The sequence below is a fragment of the Ruminococcoides bili genome, assembly GCF_040093295.1.
Classification (GTDB): Bacteria; Bacillota; Clostridia; order Oscillospirales; family Acutalibacteraceae; genus Ruminococcoides; species Ruminococcoides intestinale_A.
In genome coordinates this window covers 1-21,258 of record NZ_JBBNJY010000104.1, presented here as the reverse complement: position 1 = coordinate 21,258, position 21,258 = coordinate 1, and the positions used below count along the sequence as shown (strand labels likewise).

The 21,258-nt window shown below is 41.9% G+C and carries 15 protein-coding genes; 11 read left to right on the top strand and 4 right to left on the bottom strand.

The annotated features are described in order from the left end of the window. Positions 1-409 precede the first annotated feature (409 nt). Positions 410-1,888, bottom strand: coding sequence for an IMP dehydrogenase (gene guaB, locus AAAY30_RS11620; protein ID WP_295026284.1), 1,479 nt, complete (start codon positions 1,886-1,888; stop codon positions 410-412). Positions 1,889-2,274: 386 nt separating this feature from the next. Between guaB and AAAY30_RS11615 the strand changes: the two genes are divergently transcribed. The 9 genes from AAAY30_RS11615 to rpoC all read left to right on the top strand — a co-directional run bounded on the left by AAAY30_RS11615 (position 2,275) and on the right by rpoC (position 15,983). Next, positions 2,275-2,613, top strand: a complete 339-nt coding sequence (locus AAAY30_RS11615; RefSeq protein WP_022234243.1) for a phenylpyruvate tautomerase MIF-related protein — start codon at positions 2,275-2,277, stop codon at positions 2,611-2,613. A gap of 58 nt (positions 2,614-2,671) precedes the next feature. Further along, positions 2,672-3,712 (top strand): D-alanine--D-alanine ligase family protein, encoded by a 1,041-nt coding sequence (locus AAAY30_RS11610; protein WP_022234242.1) that lies wholly within the window; start codon positions 2,672-2,674, stop codon positions 3,710-3,712. Between the two features lie 20 nt (positions 3,713-3,732). Beyond that, on the top strand, positions 3,733-4,113 hold the full coding sequence (locus tag AAAY30_RS11605; protein ID WP_022234241.1) for a DUF3783 domain-containing protein: 381 nt from the start codon (positions 3,733-3,735) through the stop codon (positions 4,111-4,113). A 316-nt stretch (positions 4,114-4,429) separates the two neighbouring features. Next, positions 4,430-5,224, top strand: a complete 795-nt coding sequence (locus tag AAAY30_RS11600) for a transporter substrate-binding domain-containing protein (protein ID WP_195411350.1) — start codon at positions 4,430-4,432, stop codon at positions 5,222-5,224. Positions 5,225-5,288: 64 nt separating this feature from the next. Continuing rightward, positions 5,289-6,020, top strand: coding sequence for an amino acid ABC transporter permease (locus AAAY30_RS11595; RefSeq protein WP_303248666.1), 732 nt, complete (start codon positions 5,289-5,291; stop codon positions 6,018-6,020). Beyond that, positions 6,010-6,753: an amino acid ABC transporter ATP-binding protein gene (locus AAAY30_RS11590; protein ID WP_022234235.1), complete on the top strand. Its 744-nt coding sequence runs from the start codon at positions 6,010-6,012 to the stop codon at positions 6,751-6,753. The genes AAAY30_RS11595 and AAAY30_RS11590 overlap by 11 nt, the downstream gene beginning before the upstream one ends. 551 nt (positions 6,754-7,304) lie before the next feature. Then, positions 7,305-7,883: a DUF4854 domain-containing protein gene (locus AAAY30_RS11585; RefSeq protein WP_443955124.1), complete on the top strand. Its 579-nt coding sequence runs from the start codon at positions 7,305-7,307 to the stop codon at positions 7,881-7,883. A gap of 774 nt (positions 7,884-8,657) precedes the next feature. Further along, complete coding sequence (rpoB, locus tag AAAY30_RS11580; protein ID WP_412608410.1) at positions 8,658-12,383, top strand: DNA-directed RNA polymerase subunit beta; 3,726 nt, start codon at positions 8,658-8,660, stop codon at positions 12,381-12,383. A 15-nt stretch (positions 12,384-12,398) separates the two neighbouring features. Next, positions 12,399-15,983 (top strand): DNA-directed RNA polymerase subunit beta', encoded by a 3,585-nt coding sequence (gene rpoC / locus AAAY30_RS11575; RefSeq protein ID WP_418325329.1) that lies wholly within the window; start codon positions 12,399-12,401, stop codon positions 15,981-15,983. Between the two features lie 166 nt (positions 15,984-16,149). Here the strand turns inward: rpoC and AAAY30_RS11570 are convergent, their stop codons facing one another. The 3 genes from AAAY30_RS11570 to AAAY30_RS11560 form a co-directional block, all read right to left on the bottom strand. Beyond that, positions 16,150-16,407 (bottom strand): hypothetical protein, encoded by a 258-nt coding sequence (locus AAAY30_RS11570; RefSeq protein ID WP_499215945.1) that lies wholly within the window; start codon positions 16,405-16,407, stop codon positions 16,150-16,152. A 318-nt stretch (positions 16,408-16,725) separates the two neighbouring features. After that, a complete protein-coding gene (trpS, locus tag AAAY30_RS11565; RefSeq protein WP_296154039.1) occupies positions 16,726-17,724 on the bottom strand; it encodes a tryptophan--tRNA ligase in 999 nt (332 codons plus the stop codon). A 12-nt stretch (positions 17,725-17,736) separates the two neighbouring features. Continuing rightward, positions 17,737-18,927: an aminotransferase-like domain-containing protein gene (locus AAAY30_RS11560; protein ID WP_499215946.1), complete on the bottom strand. Its 1,191-nt coding sequence runs from the start codon at positions 18,925-18,927 to the stop codon at positions 17,737-17,739. A gap of 317 nt (positions 18,928-19,244) precedes the next feature. Between AAAY30_RS11560 and AAAY30_RS11555 the strand changes: the two genes are divergently transcribed. Both AAAY30_RS11555 and AAAY30_RS11550 read left to right on the top strand, forming a co-directional pair. Continuing rightward, positions 19,245-20,093, top strand: coding sequence for a transketolase (locus AAAY30_RS11555; protein WP_022234133.1), 849 nt, complete (start codon positions 19,245-19,247; stop codon positions 20,091-20,093). Further along, the gene (locus tag AAAY30_RS11550; RefSeq protein ID WP_186936395.1) at positions 20,093-21,040 is read left to right on the top strand and encodes a transketolase family protein; all 948 of its coding nucleotides are present in this window, start codon (positions 20,093-20,095) and stop codon (positions 21,038-21,040) included. Before AAAY30_RS11555 ends, AAAY30_RS11550 begins: the two co-directional genes overlap by 1 nt. Positions 21,041-21,258 lie beyond the last annotated feature (218 nt).

The following is a 21,258-nucleotide window of genomic DNA, read 5'->3' as shown; positions in this document are numbered from 1 at the left end:
CGCAAACAGCGTCGCTGTTTGCGTGCTAAAACTAAGTTTGTTAAAACAGGCGACAGCCATTATAAACAGAAATGCTAAAAACATAGTCAACGCATTGCGTTGACTATGAAAATGATGTTTATTTCCTTTTGTTGCTCTCGCAAAGGCTAACGCCGTTGTGTTCAAGCCGCCAAACAGCGAGCTGTTTGGCTATCGTTAGATTGCATAAACGGAAAGTATTTGTGGGCTTTGCCCACACCCACGACCTTTGAAAAGGTCGACCAAACTCTTATAATTCCTTGATAAAGCAATCCGCTAAACCACAATTTACCCCAACTTTTAATAAAGAACCTAAAAAAACTTTAATAATAACCGCAAAAAACCGCTTGATGCATAAAACACCAAGCGGTTAAATATTTTTTATTTAAAATCAGCCGTTAAAAGAATAGTTTGGAGCTTCCTTTGTAATCTGAATGTCGTGTGGGTGGCTTTCACGAAGACCTGCACCTGAAATTCTTACAAACTGTGCTTTCTGATGAAGGTCAGAAATAGTTGCACAACCTGTGTAACCCATACCGGACTTAAGACCGCCCATAAGCTGATAAATTGTGTCGCCGAGAGTTCCCTTGTAAGGTACTCTGCCTTCAACACCTTCCGGAACAAACTTGTTGTTGCTTGCCTGGAAGTATCTGTCGGAGCTGCCTTTGCCCATAGCGCCAAGGCTGCCCATACCACGGTAAACCTTGAACTGTCTGCCCTGATAAATCTCTTTTTCTCCCGGGCTTTCTTCGCAGCCTGCAACAAGTGAGCCGACCATAACTACGCTGCCGCCTGCCGCAAGAGCCTTAACTATATCACCGCTGTACTTGATACCGCCGTCTGCAATAACCGGTACACCGTACTTAGATGCCTCACAAGCCGCATCGTAAATTGCTGTAATCTGCGGTACGCCGATACCTGCAACAATTCTTGTTGTACAGATAGAACCCGGACCGATACCAACCTTTACTGTGTCTGCGCCTGCCTCAATAAGAGCCTTGGCAGCCTCTGCTGTAGCAATGTTTCCGGCAACGAGCGGAACATTAGGATAAGCCTTTTTAACTTTGGCAACTGTTTTTATAATGTTTGAGTTGTGACCGTGAGCGGAGTCGAGGAAGAGTACATCGACCTGTGACTCAACAAGAGCGGCAACTCTGTCGAGAACATCTGCTGTAGCGCCGATAGCCGCACCGCAGAGGAGTCTGCCTTTGTCATCACGGGCTGAATTAGGATACTGAACCGACTTTTCAATATCTTTAATTGTAATAAGTCCCTTAAGGCTGCCGTCAGAGCCTACAAGCGGGAGCTTTTCAATTCTGTGTTTACGGAGAATTTCCTGTGCCTGCTTTAATGTTGTGCCTACAGGAGCGGTAACAAGGCTTTCGTAAGTCATAACATTTGCGATAGGCTGGTTAAAGTCAGCGCCGGTCATAAAGCGAAGGTCACGGTTTGTGATAATACCTACAAGTTTGCCGTCACGGCAGATCGGAACACCGGAAATTTTATATTTGCCCATAAGGTCGTTAGCGTCACGGACTGTATTTTCAGGAGAAAGGAAGAACGGATTTACAATAACACCGTTTTCACTTCTCTTAACACGGTCAACCTGGTCAGCCTGCTTTTCAATGCTCATATTCTTATGAATAGCACCGACACCGCCCTCTCTGGCAATAGCAATAGCCATTGCGGTTTCGGTTACAGTGTCCATTGCAGCAGTAACAACAGGAGTGTTAAGCTTAATATTTTTTGTAAGATTTGATGAAATATCAACATTCTTAGGTTCTACATCAGACTCACCGGGGATGAGAAGAACATCATCAAAGGTAAGACCTTCTTTGCCGAATTTCTGATTGTAATCTGTATTCAACATAAACTATCCTCCATTTTCCTTTTCTCATAATTGTTTATTATTAAATTTTATTATATCAAATAATTCACTCAAGTGCAACAGATAATTTGCAGTTTTTAAAATTTTTATAACGAATTTTCTGAGCCTGTAAATAAGACGGCATTTTGTGAATAATATAAAATGTTTATAAAGTATTATTGTGTATTCGGCAATTGTACTTCGTTGTTTTCAATAGTATTTTAATGTTTTAATATGCAAAATGACAAAAATATTTTGCTTTTTAAGATGTATAAAAAACGCTTTTTATAAACTTTATTACAACATCAAAAAATCCTTGCTTTAAAAACTTATGCGTATTATAATATAGGATAGTTATTTGGCTTATGATTTACGAAAGGACAGATTTTATGCCTTTTATAGATGTTAAAACTAATGTGACTTTCTCAAAGGAGAAAGCAGACGAACTTATGAAAGAGCTTTCCGGTTCGCTTAAGGCAATCGGCAAGAGCGAGGCGTATGTTATGTGCGCCGTTAATGACGGATTAAAAATGAGTTTTCAGGGCAGCAGTGACGAGCCTGCGGCAATAGTTGAAGTAAAACTTCTGGGCAAGGGTACAAAAGACGGCTATGCCAAAGTTACCGAGAATATCTGCAATATTATGCAGACAAACGGCATTGCGGGCAAGCGTTGCTATGTTAAGTACGATGAAGTAGAGCATTGGGGTATGGACAGCTTTATGTTCTGAAAACAGACTGTTATTTACCGAATAATTATCTATATATTTTACGGGAGAAAGAGTTATTATGAGAATTGTTGTTCTTGCAGGCGGATTAAGTACAGAGCGTGATGTATCAATATCTTCGGGTATTAAGGTAGCGTCTGCTTTGCGTGAAAAAGGTAACGAAGTAGTTTTGCTTGATGTATTTATGGGTTACGAAGAGAATTTCTGCGACATTGACGCACTCTTCAAGCACAATTACAGCTTTACGGACAGCCTCGGTGTCGGCACGGAAATTCCCGACATTAAGACAGTCAAGGAGAACCGCCTTGATAAATCATCAAGATTTATCGGTATGAATGTTATTGAAATCTGCGCCGAGGCAGATATTACATATCTTGCTCTTCACGGCGGTGAGGGAGAGAATGGTCAGATTCAGGCTACACTTGACCTTTTCGGCATCAAATACACGGGTTCGGGTTATCTCGGCTCTGCGCTTGCTATGAATAAGGCGCTTACAAAGAGCGTACTTATTCAGAACAGAGTTACAACCCCTGCGGGCAGAGTTTACAAGTCAGCCCAAGACGCAGAGGATTGGAGTTACTATCCTTGCGTTGTAAAGCCGTGTTCGGGCGGTTCAAGCGTAGGCATTACAAAGGCAGAAAACAGAGCGGAGTATTTAGAGTCTGTAAAAGAGGCTTTCAAATATGAAAAAGAAATCGTAGTTGAGCAGTTCATAGAGGGCAGAGAGTTCTCCGTAGGCGTTATCGGCGGCAGAGCATTGCCTCCGATTGAGATTATTCCTAAGACAGGCTTCTACGATTATGTGGCAAAGTATCAGGCAGGCGCAACAGACGAAATTTGCCCTGCTGACATTACTGCAAGCGAGGACGATGTTCTTCGTAAAGCTGCCGAGGCTGCGTTTAAGGCTCTCAACTTGCAGAGCTATGCAAGAATTGACTTTATTCTTGATAAAGTATCGGGCGAGGCTTATTGTCTTGAGGCAAACTCACTTCCCGGTATGACTCCGACAAGCTTGCTCCCACAGGAGGCAGCGGCAGAGGGTATTGACTATCCGTCACTTTGCGAAAAAATCATTGAAGTTTCTCTTGAAAAATACAATTAATAAAACAGAGGTGTTTTGCCGTGAACGAGGCTGTACTTCTTTATAATTATAAAGGCGACAGACTGAAAGCCGTAAGAAATACGCTTTTGTCTATGAAAATACCTGTAAAAACAGCGGCGAAAAAGGACTTTTCAAAGCCTATAGGAACATTGTTCGGATTAAAGGATATTGAACCGTTGCCCGACGATTCTCCGAACTTTGACGATGAGCTTATGGTTATCAAGGATTTTCCGCACCTTACATTTAATGTTATGCTTAAAAAACTTGAAAGCCACGGCATAAATAAAATGCCTCTGATTTGCGCCCTCACTCCCGACAACAGCCGTTGGAGCGGAAACAGACTTTATCAAAAAGTCAGCGAGGACCATTTAAAAGACAATAACCTTAAGGTTAAATTATAATTTACGGTTTTGCAGAGCGGTATTTAACAAAATACTGCTCTGCTTTTGTTTTTGCTTTTTTAAGTGACGGGTGAATGATTTGGCAAAGTAACAATTGGGTGACAAGGCTGTCTTCTTTTATTGTAAAAATTTGTCTTAAACAGTGCATTAAAAACCTAAATTTTAATATCTTTTTCCGTAATGTAAAAATTATGGAATTTTTGCGGATATTTTGTAGGAATTAGCAAATTTATCTTACCTTTTTTACTTGATTTATTTTGGTTTTTGTATTACTATAATAGATGTATGATTTTTTTAAAAAGAAAAGGGGATCTCTATGAAAAAAGTTATTTCATTGGCGCTTGCGGCCGTAATTTGTTCGGCTTCAATGCTCCTTGCCGCTTGTGGTGGCAGCACAACAAAGAAAATTGCTACAGTTGATGACCTTGAGGGCGCAAAAATCGGCGTTCAGCTCGGTACAACAGGCGACATTTATGCAAGTGATTACGAGGAAAAGGGTTCAACGGTAGAACGCTTTAACAAGGGTGCAGACGCTGTTCTCGCTCTTACACAGGGCAAGATTGACTGCGTTATCATTGACAGCGAGCCTGCTAAGGCTTTTGTTGCCGCTAATGACGGTCTTAAGATTCTTGACGAACCGTTTGCGGAAGAAGAATATGCAATCTGCGTAGCTAAGGACAATACAGACCTCCTCGGCAAAATCAACACAGCTCTTGCAGAGCTCAAAGCTGACGGTACAACAGAGTCAATCGAAAAGAACTTCATCGGCGACGATACAAAGGGAAAAACACCTTATGTAACTCCTGCAGGAACAGATTATCCGAACGGCGAGCTTCATATGGCAACAAACGCTTTCTTTGAGCCTTACGAGTATTATGACGGCGACACAGTAGTAGGTATTGACGCATCTATGGCACAGGCTATCTGCGACAAACTCGGATACAAGCTTGTTATTGACGATATGGACTTTGATTCTATCATAACATCTGTTCAGACAGGCAAGGCTGATTTCGGTATGGCAGGTATGACAGTAACAGATGAAAGATTACAGTCAATCAACTTCTCTGACAGCTATACAACAGCTACTCAGGTAATTATAGTTAAAGAATAATTAAAGATTTTTCCGGAAAGGCAGCATAAAAGCTGCTTTTCTGATATATAAAGGAATTTAACATATGGATAAGTTTTTTCAAGAAATAGCTGCGAGCTTTCAGAGAACTTTTATTAATGACGACCGTTGGATGCAGTTTTTAAGAGGTCTTGGAGTAACGATTGAAATCACAGTCGTTGCTGCCGTTATAGGTATTATCCTCGGTTTTTTAATCGCAATGGTTCGTTCGACTTACGACAAGAACCTTACCGGTAAAAAATGCAGAAAGCCGAGTGATTATTTACTCAAGTTTTTAAATGTTCTCTGCAATATCTATATTACGGTAATCAGAGGTACTCCTGTTGTAATTCAGCTTATGATTATGTATTACATCATATTTTCATCGTCAAGAAACGGAATTATCGCAGCGGTACTCGCATTCGGTATCAATTCAGGCGCATATGTAGCCGAAATTGTGCGTTCGGGTATTATGTCAATCGACAAAGGTCAGTTTGAGGCAAGCCGTTCGCTCGGATTTAATTACAGCAGCACAATGCTCCATGTAATTCTTCCGCAGGCTTTCAAAAATGTTTTGCCTGCACTCGGCAACGAGTTTATTGTGCTTGTAAAGGAAACTTCAGTTGCCGGTTATGTTGCACTCCAGGATCTTACTTATGTGGGCAATCTTATTCGTTCAAGAACTTACGAGGCATTTTTCCCGCTTATTTCGGTTGCGGTAATCTACCTTGTTATAGTATTGATTCTGACATACTTCCTCAAAAAACTTGAAAGGAGGTTGCGCAGCAGTGACCACTAACAATGATATTTTAATAAAGGTCGAGGGACTAAAAAAGTATTTTGGCAATAACGAAGTGCTCAAGGGCATTAATGCCGAAATTCACAAGGGCGATGTAATGGTGGTTATCGGTGCGTCGGGTTCGGGTAAATCAACTTTTTTGCGTTGCCTTAACCTGCTTGAAGAGCCGACAGACGGAAAAATCATTTTTGACGGCATTGATATTAACGACAGAAATGTAGATATAAACCTCCACCGCAGAAAAATGGGTATGGTGTTTCAGCAGTTTAACCTTTTCCCTCATATGACAGTGCTTAAGAATATGATTCTCGGCCCTGTAAAACTTCTTAAAAAGAGTAAGGAAGAGGCTACCAAAGAGGCAATGGAGCTGCTTGAAAGAGTAGGGCTTGCAGACAGAGCAAATGACTATCCGTCACAGCTTTCGGGCGGTCAAAAACAGCGTGTGGCAATTGTCCGTGCGCTTTGTATGAATCCGGAGGTAATGCTTTTTGACGAGCCTACTTCCGCACTTGACCCCGAAATGGTAGGCGAAGTTCTTGAAGTAATGAAAAGGCTTGCAAAAGACGGAATGACAATGGTAGTTGTAACTCACGAAATGGGTTTTGCCCGTGAAGTAGGTACAAATGTTGTATTCGTTGATAAGGGCGTAATCGTAGAGCAAGCGCCGCCGCAGGAATTCTTTACAAACCCTAAGAATGACAGATTAAAGGAATTTTTGTCAAAGGTTTTTTAATTAAATAAACAATATGACAGTCTGATAAACAGTGCGTTTGTCAGACTGTTTTTTGTGCGATTTTTAACGATTGCTAAACAATTATAAAAGTTTAAGGCTTGACCTGAATTTTTTAATTATATTCGTTGCTTTTAAAAATCTTATTATGCATACTTAAATAAATTTAATAAAAATTATAAAAAAGCTAATATTTGTCCTGATTTTGTCACTGTCGGTATGTTATTATATGTGTGTAAGATAAAGAAAAACAAAACTTACATTAAACAGCTAATAACTCATTTTCATAGATATTTTCCTCTCTCTTTTTTATTAAGCACTATGCTCGACTTCGGTCGGGCTTTTGCTTTTTTATCTGTAATTCTAATTTGTGTATTAAATAACCAAATATTTTAATTTTCTCTTTCATTGCAGATTTCATATGATATTAAAATTGTTTGACAATTATAAAATATTGTAGACAAAATCGTAATATTTATTGATATTGTTTACGATAAATGTTATAATGTGAAAAATATGTTGTTATATGACAACAGTTGAGGAGAGAAATAATTATGAAAAAATTTTTTGCGGTATTACTTTGCACTGTAATGGCGGCATCTGCAACAGCTTGTGCAAATTCAAGTGCAGGCAATAGCGAGAGTTCAAAGGCTGAGAGTGCTGTTTCGCAGGCATCTGAGGAAGAAACCTCTGCGCCTGAAACAACTAAGGAGGAAAGCTCAAAGGCTGAATCAAGCACAAGCATAATGTTCGGCAATATTCAGGAATACCTTGAGTATCCTTCAACTCAGAAATATTTGGAAAGTGCTAAAGAAAGCGCTGAATCTGCTAATTTATTTACTGTTGAATGTTATGCCGATGATGATACGCTTGTGTATGAATACAAGTACACAAAGCAGTTGCCGGACGATTCTATTGATCAGGTGGTAGAATATTTTAAAAAAATTACAGAAACCCTTGAATCTGGAATGGTTCCTGTTATGAAAGACTTGGTTGCATATGTAGATGAAACAGATCCTAAAATCAAGGTAGTTTATCTCAATGCTGACGGCTCTGAGCTGTATAGTATAACATTTGATAAGTCAATCCTTGATGAAGAGAGCACAGATGAGTCAAGTTCTGCTGAGTTGTAATTTTTAGAATTTTAAAAGGATAATAAAGTTAAGTGTCTATTATAAAGTTGTGGTAAGATTAGTAAATTATGATTTAGCGGACTTTTGGTCGGGCAAAAAAGTTAAACAAAAGTAAAACTTTCCGTCCCGAAGTTAAAAGTTTGGTCAACCTTTTCAAAGGTTGTGGGTGTGGGCAACGCCCACAAATACTTTTCTTTTACGTAATCTAACGGTAGCCAAACGGCTTGCTGTTTAGCGACTGAAACATAACAGCGAAATCCATTAAATTGCGATAGCAACAAGAAAAAAGATATTCTTAAAATTTGTACCGTCATTGCGTTGCTGTGACGGTACATTATTTTAATCTTTTCCTTTTACTAAAGGCTGTCGCCTGTTTTTTAAAACTTAGTTATCAAAAAACTAACTTCAGATTTTGCAATTTATATGATAATTTGACTAAAAATATACATCAGCAAAACAATACACGCTGTCGGGTGTTGCATTTTAGGGCAAAAATAATCTCCACAGGATTTATTTTCCTGTGGAGAATTTTATTTGCCTAAAAATCAAAATTTCTGAAAAATTTTTGCTTTTTTAGAAAAAAGCCCTTGACAACCTCCCTTTGGTAGCGTAAAATAGTACAATGTACCATAATGGGGTTATGTACCGACACAGTCGGACAAATCGTCAAAAAAATTTATCTTACAGGGGGATATTATCACAAAATCTCCAAAGTGTCAAGAGGTTTTTTTGACAGGGGCATTGCCCTCAAATTTATTAAGGAGTGATACGCCTATGGTTAATGTCAAACCCGTTAAGCTCGGCAATCGTGAACGAATGAGCTTTGGCAAAATCAATGAAGTTATTGATATGCCTAACCTTATTGATGTCCAGAAGCAGTCTTATCAGTGGTTCCTTGACGAAGGTCTTAAAGAAGTATTTAAGGATGTGTCGGGAATTACCGATTATCAAAATAATCTTGTGCTTGATTTTATTGATTACTCTATTGATGTTGATCACCCAAATTACAGCATTGTAGAATGTAAGTCAAGAGATGCTACATTCTCTGCCGCTTTGCGTGTTACAGCAAGACTTTTAAACAGAGCTACAGGTGAGATTAAAGAGAGCAATGTGTTTATGGGCGATTTCCCGCTTATGACACCGAGCGGCACATTCATCATCAACGGTGCAGAGCGTGTTATTGTATCTCAGCTTGTAAGAAGCCCGGGCGTTTATTATAAGATGGACCACGATAAAACAGGTAAAGAGCTTTACAGCGCTACCGTTATTCCTAACCGTGGTGCATGGCTTGAGTACGAAACAGACATCAACGATGTTTTCTATGTTCGTATCGATAAAAACCGTAAGCTTCCTGTTACAGCGTTTATCAGATCTTTAGGTCTTGGCACAGACGCTGAAATTCTCGACTTCTTCGGCGACGACGAGAGAATGAGAGCTACTATTGAAAAAGACCAGACAAGCAGTGTTGAAGAAGGTCTTATCGAAGTTTACAGAAAGCTCCGTCCGTCAGAGCCTCCTACAGTAGACAGCTCTCAACAGCATATCAATAATCTTTTCTTTGACCCCGGCAGATATGATATGTCAAGAGTAGGCAGATACAAGTACAACAAAAAACTCGGCATTGCCGACAGACTTGAAGGCCAGGTTATTGCAGAGCCTATCTCAAACCCACGCACAGGCGAGGTTATGGCTTTCAGAGATGAGAAAATTACTAAAGAAAAGGCTTTAGAAATCGAAAATGCCGGCGTTCAGATTGCTTATGTAAAAGCACCGGACGAAAAAATCGTTAAAGTTATTTCTAACGGTATGGTTGACATCAAGGCTTATGTTGACTTTGATGCAGAGGCTGAATGCGGAATCCGTGAGAATGTTCGTTTTGATGTTCTTTGCGAAATTCTTGACGCAGCACAGAACGAGGAAGAGCTTAAGGAAATGCTTACAGACAGAGCAGACGAGCTTACTCCTAACCATATCACAAAAGATGATATTTTTGCTACAATCAACTACCTTAACTGCGTGGCTCACGGTGTCGGCAGAACAGATGATATCGACCACCTCGGCAACAGAAGAATCCGTTGCGTAGGCGAGCTTTTACAGAACCAGGTAAGAATCGGTTTTTCAAGACTTGACAGAGTTGTAAGAGAAAGAATGGCTACACAGTCACAGGATATGGACTCGCTTTCTCCTAACTCGCTTATCAATATTCGTCCGGTAACTGCCGCAATCAGAGAGTTCTTCGGTTCTTCTCCGCTTTCACAGTTCATGGACCAGACAAACCCACTCGCAGAGCTTACTCACAAGCGTCGTTTGTCAGCGCTCGGCCCGGGCGGTCTTTCAAGAGATCGTGCAGGCTTTGAAGTTCGAGATGTACACTACACCCACTACGGCAGAATGTGTCCTATCGAAACTCCTGAAGGACCTAACATCGGTCTTATTTCATACCTTACATCATTTGCAAGAATCAACAAGTACGGCTTTATCGAATCACCGTACCGTAAGATTAATAAAGAAACAGGCGTTGTTACAAACGAAGTTGTTTATATGACAGCCGATGTTGAAGACAACTACACCGTAGCACAGGCGAATGAGCCGCTTGACGAGAACGGCAGATTTGTTCATACCAGAGTTGTCGGCAGAAGAAGAGATGAATTCGTAGATCTTCCTGCAGACGAGTTTGACTTTATGGACGTATCGCCTAAGCAGGTACTTTCGGTTGCTACAGCTATGATTCCGTTCCTCGAAAACGATGACGCAAACCGTGCTCTTATGGGTGCGAACATGCAGCGTCAGGCAGTGCCTCTCCTCAGAACAGAAGCACCTATCGTAGGTACAGGTATGGAGTACAAGGCAGGTACAGACTCAGGCGTATGTATTCTTGCGGAAGAGGACGGCGTTGTATTAAGCGTTGACGCCCGCAACATTCGTGTACAGTACGATTCGGGCAGAATTCAGGACTTTGAGGTTATCAAGTTCCTTCGTTCTAACCAGGGTACATGTATCAACCAGCGTCCTATTGTTGAAAGAGGACAGAGAGTTAAGAAGGGCGAAGTTCTCGCTGACGGTCCTGCTACAGACCACGGTGAAGTTGCTATCGGTAAGAACGCACTTATCGGCTTTATGACCTGGGAAGGTTATAACTACGAGGATGCGGTTCTCCTTAACGAAAAAATCGTAAGAGATGATGTTTATACATCTATTCATATTGAGGAATACGATACAGAGGCAAGAGATACAAAGCTTGGCCCCGAAGAAATCACAAGAGATATTCCTAATGTCGGCGAAGATATGCTCAAGTACCTTAATGAAGACGGTATTATTCAGGTAGGTGCAGAGGTTCACGCAGGCGATATTCTTGTAGGTAAGGTTACACCAAAGGGTGAAACCGAGCTTACTGCCGAAGAAAGACTTTTGAGAGCTATCTTTGGCGAAAAGGCAAGAGAAGTAAGAGATACTTCACTCAGAGTACCTCACGGTGAGAGCGGTACAGTTGTAGATGTTAAGGTATTTACAAGAGCCGACAGCCGTAACGAACTCCAGCCGGGTGTAAATAAGGTTGTCAGAGTTTATCTTGCATTAAAGCGTAAAATCAGCGTTGGCGATAAGATGGCAGGTCGTCACGGTAACAAGGGTGTCGTTTCAAGAATTCTTCCTGTTGAGGATATGCCATTCCTTCCTGACGGCACACCGCTTGACATCGTACTTAACCCGTTGGGCGTACCTTCTCGTATGAACATCGGTCAGGTGCTCGAGGTTCACCTCGGCTATGCGGCTAAGGCACTTGGCTGGAAGATTATGACACCTGTATTTGACGGCGCTCACGAAGGCGATATTTTCCAGGCACTTAAAGATGCAGGTTACAGCGAGGACGGTAAGACATGGCTTATCGATGGCAGAACAGGCGAGCGTTTTGACAACCCTGTAACCGTCGGTTATATGTATTACCTTAAGCTCCATCACCTTGTTGACGAGAAGATTCACGCAAGAAGTACAGGTCCTTACTCACTCGTTACACAGCAGCCTCTCGGCGGTAAAGCACAGTTCGGCGGTCAGCGTTTCGGTGAGATGGAAGTTTGGGCACTTGAGGCTTACGGTGCGGCCTATACACTTCAGGAAATTCTTACCGTTAAGTCTGACGATGTTATCGGCAGAGTTAAGACTTATGAGGCAATCGTTAAGGGTCAGAATATTCCTGCACCGGGTATCCCTGAATCATTCAGAGTTCTTATTAAAGAGCTGCAGTCACTTGCTCTTGATGTTCGTGTTCTTGACGCACAGGGCGAGGAAATTGACATTAAGCAGAAGTTTGATGAGGACGAAGACATTACAGATGCAGCTACAACCGAGTTCAACGAGGAGAGCGTAATGACCGAGTCAATGGACGGTTACAACCTCGATGAAGAAGGCGAAGAGGGCAATATGTTTGACGATTCGGGTCTTGCAGCAGATGACGATGACAGCGACTACTTCGACTTTGACGACTTAAACAAGAATGATATGTAAGGAGGAAGTATAAAAATGATAGATAATAACGCATTTGATTCAATTAAAATCGGACTTGCTTCCCCTGAGCAAATTAGAGCCTGGTCTTACGGCGAGGTTAAAAAGCCCGAAACAATCAACTACCGTACATTAAAACCTGAGCGTGACGGCTTGTTCTGCGAGCGTATTTTCGGACCTACAAAGGACTGGGAGTGCCACTGCGGTAAATACAAGAGAATCCGTTTTAAGGGTAAAATTTGTGACCGTTGCGGTGTTGAGGTTACAAGAGCAAAAGTAAGAAGAGAGAGAATGGGTCACATTGAGCTTGCCGCTCCTGTTTCTCATATCTGGTACTTCAAGGGTATTCCTTCAAGAATTTCTCTTATGCTCGATATTTCTCCGAGAACACTTGAAAATGTTCTTTATTTCTCAAGATATATTGTTACAGATCCCGGCAACTGCCGTGATCTTGAAAAAAATCAGTGCCTGAGCGAAAAAGAGTACGCTGAAATGCGTGAAAAGTATGACAACGACTTTGAGGCAGGTATGGGTGCAGAGTCTATTAAGAAGTTACTCAAGGAAATTGACCTTGAGCAGCTCTCTGCACAGCTTAAAGAAGAGCTTGAAACAGCATCGGGTCAGAAGAGAGTTCGTATTCTCAAGCGCCTTGATGTTGTTGAGAGTTTCCGCCTTTCGGGCAACCGCCCCGAATGGATGATTATGGATGTTATTCCTGTAATTCCGCCTGATATCCGCCCTATGGTTCAGCTTGACGGCGGCAGATTTGCTACTTCTGACCTTAACGACCTTTACAGAAGAGTTATTAACAGAAACAACCGTCTTAAAAAGCTCCTTGAGCTTAACGCTCCTGAAATCATCATCAGAAACGAGAAGAGAATGCTGCAGGAATCTGTAGACGCTCTCATTGACAACGGCAGAAGAGGCAGACCTGTTACAGGCCCTAACAACCGTCCGCTCAAGTCACTTTCCGATATGCTTAAAGGTAAGCAGGGTAGATTCCGTCAGAACCTCCTCGGTAAGCGTGTTGACTATTCGGGTCGTTCGGTTATCGTTGTAGGCCCTGAGCTTAAGATGTACCAGTGCGGTCTTCCTAAGGAAATGGCTATCGAGCTTTTCAAACCGTTTGTTATGAAACGCCTTGTAGAAACTAAGGCTGTTATCAATATTAAGGCTGCAAGAAAAGCAGTTGAGCGTGCAAAGGACGAGGTTTGGGATGCACTTGAAGTTGTAATCAAGGGTCACCCTGTTCTTCTCAACCGTGCGCCTACACTTCACAGACTCGGTATTCAGGCATTTGAGCCTGTACTTGTTGAGGGCAGAGCACTTAAGCTTCACCCGCTTGCTTGTACAGCGTACAATGCCGACTTTGACGGTGACCAGATGGCTGTCCATGTACCGCTTTCCGCAGAGGCACAGGCAGAGGCAAGATTCCTTATGCTTGCAGCCGGCAACCTCCTTAAACCGTCAGACGGTCAGCCTGTAACAGTTCCTACACAGGATATGATCCTCGGTTCGTACTACCTTACACTTGATAAGGACGGCGAGCGTGGCGAGGGCAAGGTGTTCCGTGATGTTGATGAAGCTATGATGGCCTATCAGACCGGTGTTATCCAGCTTCACTCAAAGATTAAGGTAAGATACGAAAAGGTAATTGACGGCGTTAAGTATTCCGACCTTGTTGACACAACAATCGGTAAGATTATCTTTAACAACCCGATTCCGCAGAACCTTGGTTTTGTTGACAGAAGCAAGCCTGAAAACCGCTTTAAACTTGAGGTTGACTTCCTTGTAGGTAAGTCTAAACTTAAGAAGATTATTGATAAATGTATTAAGATAAACGGCACAGAGATTACAAGCCATGTTCTTGACCACATCAAGGCACAGGGCTATAAATACTCAACAAGAGGCGCTATTACTGTTGCCGTATGTGACGCCGTTATTCCTCCTGCCAAGAAAGAAATCATCAAAAAGGCAGAGGCTGATGTCGATGCAGTTCGTGAGGACTATATGATGGGTCTTCGTTCCGATGAGGAGCGTTACGAGGAAGTTCTTAAGATTTGGGAGAAGGCTACAAACGATGTAACCGATGCCCTCCAGAAGAACCTTGACCGCTACAACCCAATCTTCATGATGGCCGATTCAGGTGCCCGTGGTAGTATGAGCCAGATTCGTCAGCTTGCAGGTATGCGTGGTCTTATTGCCAATACATCAGGTAAAACAATCGAAATTCCTATCAAGGCTAACTATCGTGAAGGCCTTAACATTATGGAATACTTTATTTCATCCCGAGGCGCTCGTAAAGGTCTTACAGATACAGCGCTCAGAACAGCCGACTCTGGTTACCTTACCCGTCGTCTTGTTGATGTATCACAGGAAGTTATCATTCGTGAGGACGACTGCGGTACAACAGACGGTCTTGAGATTTTCGACATCAAGGCAGGCGAAAACAATGTTATCGAGGGACTTCACGAAAGACTTATCGGCAGATACCTCGTTGACGATTTCTGCGATTCAAACGGCAACACCCTTGTTTCTAAGGATGTAATGATGGGCGACAAAGAGGCTGACATTATCGTAAACAGCGGCGTTGAAAGAATTAAGATTCGTTCCGTACTTTCTTGTCGTGCTAAGCACGGTGCTTGTAAGAAGTGCTACGGTTCTAACCTTGCAAACCGCCAGCCTGTAACAGTCGGTGAGGCAGTAGGTATTATCGCCGCACAGTCAATCGGTGAGCCGGGTACACAGCTTACAATGAGAACATTCCATACCGGCGGTGTTGCATCGGCAGAAGATATTACACAGGGTCTTCCAAGAGTTGAAGAGTTGTTCGAGGCCCGTAAACCAAAGAGCCTTGCAATCATCAGTGAAATTGACGGTGAAGTTAGATTTGAAGAAATCAAAAATGCTCGTCACGCTATTGTATTCAACCACGAAACAGGCGAAGAAAAGCAGTACCTTATTCCTTTCGGCTTTAGAGTTAAGGTTCAGGAAGGTCAGATTATCAAGAAAGGTGACAAAATCACCGACGGTGCTGTTAATCCGCACGATATTCTTGCAATTCTCGGTTCAGACGCAGTAATGAACTACCTTATTTCAGAGGTACAGAGTACCTACCGTTTACAGGGTGTTGAAATCAACGATAAGCACATTGAGGTTATCGTTCGTCAGATGATGAGAAAGGTAAGAGTTGAGGACGCAGGCGATACTAAGTTTATGTCCGGTCAGACCTACGATAAGAACGATGTTCTCTTTGAGAACGAGCAGATTAAAAAGCGTATTGCTAACGGTGAAGAAAACCTCAGAGAGGCAACATTCACACAGTTGCTCCTCGGTATTACAAAGGCAGCACTCGCAACAGACAGCTTCCTTTCTGCCGCATCATTCCAGGAAACAACAAGAGTTCTTACAGATGCAGCTATTAAGGGTAAGATTGATCCGCTTATCGGTCTTAAGGAAAATGTTATTATCGGTAAGGTTATTCCTGCAGGTACAGGTATGCCGAGATATGCAGGCGTAAAGCTCGAAGAGCCGAAGTCAGAGGTTGAAGATGCAGATGAAAATGCTGTTGAATCAACCGAAACTGCAGATATTGCCGAATAATTTTAACTAACATTTTGGTTTAAAAAAATTAAATGCCCGACAATGCATTCAGTCATTGTCGGGCATTTGTGCGTGAGCTTGTAGTTATTAACAATTTGTTATAAATGTGTTAAAAGATTGTCGGTTAGGTCATTTTAGAAAACTGTGGTTTAACACGGTGCTTAGGTTAAATGATTAAAAAATTTAGGTCAAGCCTTTTTAAAGGCTTGCGGGTTTGGGTAGCGCCCATAAAAATCATCCGATATAACAATTCTTCGGGCGCAAACAGCGTAGTTGTTTGCGTGCTAAAACTAAGTTTGTTAAAACAGGCAATAGCCATTGTAACCGGAAATGCTAAAAACACGGTTAAAGCATTGCGTTGACCGTGAAAGGGAAGTGCATTTTCTTTTGTTGCTCTCGCAAAAGCTAACGCAGTTATATTCAAGCCGCCAAACAGCAGGCTGTTTGGCTATCGTTAGATTGTGTAAACGAAAAGTATTTGTGGGCTTTGCCCACACCCACAACCTTTGAAAAGGTTGACCAAACTTTTATAATTAAATGTCGAAAACTGTAAATTTTACAACACTCAAAATGAATATTTATCAAATTAACAATCAATAAATATTCATTTTAATTCAAAAATATACATTTATTATACAATAAAAATCGTCCGAATTTGCAGCAAAGGTCAAACTCGGACGATATTATTTTGCTTTAGCAAAAACAATATTTTATCATTAAAATACGCTTAATCTAAATAATATTATAAGATAAAGCCAATCTTTTTCATAACTTTATTCATTGTACGACTGCTTATTTTAAGTGCAATTTCATCCGCTTTACGGTAGCACTCTTCAAGGTAAGCCTTATCCTTGATATATGACTCATAACGCTCACGAATAGGGCGGAGTTCTTCTACAACTGCCTCGCCGACAGCTGTCTTAAAGTCGCCGTATCCCTTGCCCTCAAAGTCGTGCTCAATCTGCTCAAAGCTAAGACCTGTGATTGTGCTGTAAATACCCATAAGGTTATTGATTCCGTCTTTGCCCTCGCCGTAGTGAACATGAGCCTCGCTGTCGGTAATTGCACGCTTAAATTTACGCATAATTGCCTCAGGTGTATCAAGAAGATGTACGCAGCCGTTTACATTTTCGTCCGATTTACTCATCTTCTTGGTCGGGTCCTGCAAGCTCATTACTCTTGCGCCGTTCTTTGGAATAAATCCTTCGGGGATTTTGAAAACATTGCCGTAAAGACCGTTAAAACGGGTTGCAATATCTCTTGTAATCTCAATGTGCTGTTGCTGGTCTGCACCTACGGGCACTTTATCTGCCTGATAAAGCAAAATGTCGCCTGCCATAAGTGACGGATATGTAAACAAGCCTGCATTTATGTTGTCTGCGTGCTTTGCCGACTTGTCCTTAAACTGTGTCATTCTCGAAAGCTCACCGAACTGTGTGTAGCAGTCGAGCACCCATGCCATTTCTGCGTGTGTATGCACATGGCTCTGAATGAAGAAAAGGCTCTTTTCTGTATCAATTCCGCAAGCAAGAATTGATGCGTATGCGTCGAGAATATTTTTTCTCATTTGAGCCGGCTCTTGTCTTACCGTAATGGTGTGTAAATCGGCAAGAGCGTAAATGCAGTTGTACTCGTTCTGCATAGTAACCCAATTGCGGATAGCACCAAGATAGTTGCCAAGTGTTATTGTGCCGCTCGGTTGAATGGCACTGAATGCGATTTGTTTCTTTTCGTTTTCCATAAATATTCTCCTTTATTTCAGCTTGCTGTTTGCCAGCTCGCCGAGTATCTTAATGCCTTTTTCAAGCTGTTCGTCGGTCGGTGTTGAAAAGTTGATTCTGAAGCTGTTGCACTTTTCGTTTTCGTCTGTAAGAAATGCATTGCCCGGTACTACGCATACCTTTTTGAGCACGGCTTCTTTGCAGAAGGACGGCATATCAATGCTTTCGGGCAGGTCGCACCAAATGAAAAGTCCGCCGTCAATTTTATGATAAGTAATTGCGGGACTTGCGTATTTGTCGAGCAAATCCATACAGAATTGTGCTTTTTTAGTGTATAGCTTGCGTAATTTTTCAAGATGTGCGTTGAAGTCATATTTTGTAATAAACTCATCGCAAACATACTGCGACCATATATTGGTGTGAACATCACTGCCTTGCTTGCATACTACGAGTTTTTGGAAAATCTGCTTTGGCGCAATGCAGTAAGCAACACGCATACCCGGTGAAATTACCTTTGAAAACGAACCGCAGTAAATTACGATTTCGTCCTCGTCAAAGCTCTTGATGTTTGGGATAAATTCGCCGCTGTATCTTAAATCTCCGTAAGGGTTGTCCTCAAGAATAAGAATGCCGTACTTTTTTGCAAGCTCATATACTTTCTTCCTCTTTTCAAGGCTCATTGTAACGCCCGACGGATTCTGAAAATTTGGTATTGTATAAATAAATTTTGCGTTTTTGTTGTCTTTAAGCGCCTGCTCAAGGGCGGTAATGCTCATTCCGTCAGGCTCAACGGGAACGCCGACAAGTTTTGCGTTGTAACTTCTGAATGTGTTGAGTGAACCGATAAAAGACGGCGCTTCGCAAATAACAACATCACCCTCGTTTACAAGAGCCTTTGAGCATAAATCCATAACCTGCTGTGCACCTGTGGTGATTAAAATATCGTCACCCTCTCTGCCGATGTTATGTTCTTTTTTCATATATTCGGTAAGGTGTCGGCGCAGTGGAGTGTAGCCCTCGCTTACGCTGTACTGTAATACGGAAATAGGATTTTCGGCAAGAACTTTTGCGGAAATCTCTGCTATTTCCTTTGCGGGAAAGGCATCGGGGGAAGGGTTGCCCGCAGAAAGCGAAACAACCTCGGGGTCTGCCGCATATTTAAAAATTTCTCTGATTGCACTTGGCTTAAGGTTAGAAACCCTGTCGGAAAATGTATATTCCATTTAAAAAATCTCCTTTTTGCATTTTTAACTGATAAAGTCAAAAAGCAATATATTTTATTGTAACACGATAGGCAAAAATATTCAAGCTACCGAGAGGGAAAAGCTACAATTTATGCCGTAATTTTTTGAAAATTATACTAAAAATACAAACAAATAATCTGCAATTTCAGTCTGTTGTAAAAATAATTAAAGAAAGTTCCGACATAATTAATGAAAATGCGGTTTAATTCCAATATCGAAAAATAAATTATTGCAATTATGTTACTATGTATATGAAATTGATTACTTATATTAAGGTTAATCAGGAGGATAATGGAATGGACAGTTCAGAAATCAAGCAGCTCCAAATCCTTGCAACAAAGGCAAGAATGGGAGCAATTCTCGGCACTTTTTGTGCTAAGTCGGGACATCCGGGCGGTAGCCTTTCGGCAGCGGATATTTTCACATATCTCTACTTTAAGGAAATGAATGTTGACCCTAAGAATCCTAAGTGGGAGGACAGAGATCGTTTTGTTCTTTCAAAGGGCCATTGTTGCCCAAGCCTTTATGCGGTTCTTGCACTTAAGGGCTATTTTGAATGGGACGAGCTTTCAAAGCTCCGTCATGTAGGCGCAATGTTACAGGGTCACCCCGATATGAAGGGTACACCCGGCATTGATATGAGCACAGGCTCACTCGGACAGGGTATTTCTGCGGCTTGCGGTATGGCGCTTTCCGCAAAAATCAGCAACAAGAGCTATCGTGTATATTCTGTACTCGGTGACGGCGAGGTTGAAGAAGGTCAGGTATGGGAGGCTGCTATGTTTGCCGCTCACAATAAGCTTGACAATCTTGTGATTTTCGTTGACCAGAACGGTTTACAGATTGACGGTACAGTTGACGAAGTTGCAGGCATTGAGCCGCTCGACAAAAAGTTTGAGAGTTTTGGTTTTGAAGTGTTTAAGATAGACGGTCATGACTTCAATCAGATTGAGGACGCACTTAACAAGGCAAGAGAAGTTAAGGGCAAGCCTGTTGCTATCCTTGCAAAGACAGTAAAGGGCAAGGGCGTTTCATTTATGGAAAATCAGGTTGGCTGGCACGGCACTGCTCCTAACAAAGAGCAGTACGAGCAGGCTACAGCCGAGCTTCAGGCTGAAATTGACAGATTGGAGGGCAACTGCTAATGGCTGAATCAAAGAAAATTGCTACTCGTGAGAGCTTTGGTATGGCACTTTGCGAGCTTGCTAAGACTAACAAGGACATCGTTGTATTTGACGCTGACCTTGCAGCGGCAACAAAGACAAGTATTTTTAAAAAGGAATTTCCCGAAAGATTTTTCGACTGCGGTATTGCCGAGGGCAATATGGTAGGCGTTGCGGCAGGTCTTGCGGCAGCAGGCAAAATTCCTGTAGCGGCATCATTTGCAATGTTTGCAACAGGCAGAGCATTTGAGCAGATCAGAAACTCGGTTGCTTATCCGCACCTTAATGTTAAGATTGCAGGCAGCCACGCAGGTATTTCTACAGGTGAAGACGGTGCAACTCACCAGTGCCTTGAGGATATCGGTATTATGCGTACAATTCCGGGTATGGTAGTTATCAACCCTGCCGACCACTATGAGATGATGGCTGCAACAAAGGCAGCTATCGAGTATGACGGTCCTGTATATATCCGTCTTGGCAGACTTGCTATTGAGAGCTTTAACGACCCTGAAACTTATACATTTGAACTTGGCAAGGGTATTACACTCCTTGACGGTGACGATGTGGCAGTTATTGCAACAGGTCTTTGTGTAAATGAGGCTCTTAAGGCTTGTAAGCAGCTTAAGGAAGAGGGCATTAACGCTCGCCTTATTAATATTCACACAATCAAGCCTATCGACAGAGAAATCATCGTTAAGGCTGCAAAAGAAACAGGCAGAATCATTACAATTGAAGAGCATAATGTAATCGGTGGTCTTGGTGACGCTGTATGTTCTGTAGTAAGTGAGGAATATCCTGTTAAGGTAACAAAGGTTGGCGTAAACGATTGCTTTGGTTACAGCGGCCCTGCTCTTGAGCTTCTCGATAAGTTTGAGCTTACAGCTCCGCATCTTGCAAAGAAAATCAAAGCAGCTGCTCAGGATAAGTAATTTAGAATTTATAATTTAATATAAAAATTACCGCTCGGCATAGTGATGTCGGGCGGTTTTTGCGTTTTGTGGTTTTTAGGTTCTTTATAAAAAGCCGGGTAATTATGGTGTATCGCACGAGTTAAGCGAAATAATTAAAAATTTAGGTCAAGCCTTTTTAAAGGCTTGCGGGTTTGGGCAGCGCCCATAATTATCTTCCGATATAACAATTCTTCGGT

Excerpts from the sequence above, each read along its gene's own strand:
- guaB (WP_295026284.1), bottom strand. The coding sequence starts at position 1,888 with ATGTTGAATACAGATTACAATCAGAAATTCGGCAAAGAAGGTCTTACC.
- AAAY30_RS11615 (WP_022234243.1), top strand. The coding sequence starts at position 2,275 with ATGCCTTTTATAGATGTTAAAACTAATGTGACTTTCTCAAAGGAGAAA.
- AAAY30_RS11610 (WP_022234242.1), top strand. The coding sequence starts at position 2,672 with ATGAGAATTGTTGTTCTTGCAGGCGGATTAAGTACAGAGCGTGATGTA.
- AAAY30_RS11600 (WP_195411350.1), top strand. The coding sequence starts at position 4,430 with ATGAAAAAAGTTATTTCATTGGCGCTTGCGGCCGTAATTTGTTCGGCT.
- AAAY30_RS11595 (WP_303248666.1), top strand. The coding sequence starts at position 5,289 with ATGGATAAGTTTTTTCAAGAAATAGCTGCGAGCTTTCAGAGAACTTTT.
- AAAY30_RS11585 (WP_443955124.1), top strand. The coding sequence starts at position 7,305 with ATGAAAAAATTTTTTGCGGTATTACTTTGCACTGTAATGGCGGCATCT.
- rpoB (WP_412608410.1), top strand. The coding sequence starts at position 8,658 with ATGGTTAATGTCAAACCCGTTAAGCTCGGCAATCGTGAACGAATGAGC.
- rpoC (WP_418325329.1), top strand. The coding sequence starts at position 12,399 with ATGATAGATAATAACGCATTTGATTCAATTAAAATCGGACTTGCTTCC.
- trpS (WP_296154039.1), bottom strand. The coding sequence starts at position 17,724 with ATGGAAAACGAAAAGAAACAAATCGCATTCAGTGCCATTCAACCGAGC.
- AAAY30_RS11560 (WP_499215946.1), bottom strand. The coding sequence starts at position 18,927 with ATGGAATATACATTTTCCGACAGGGTTTCTAACCTTAAGCCAAGTGCA.
- AAAY30_RS11555 (WP_022234133.1), top strand. The coding sequence starts at position 19,245 with ATGGACAGTTCAGAAATCAAGCAGCTCCAAATCCTTGCAACAAAGGCA.
- AAAY30_RS11550 (WP_186936395.1), top strand. The coding sequence starts at position 20,093 with ATGGCTGAATCAAAGAAAATTGCTACTCGTGAGAGCTTTGGTATGGCA.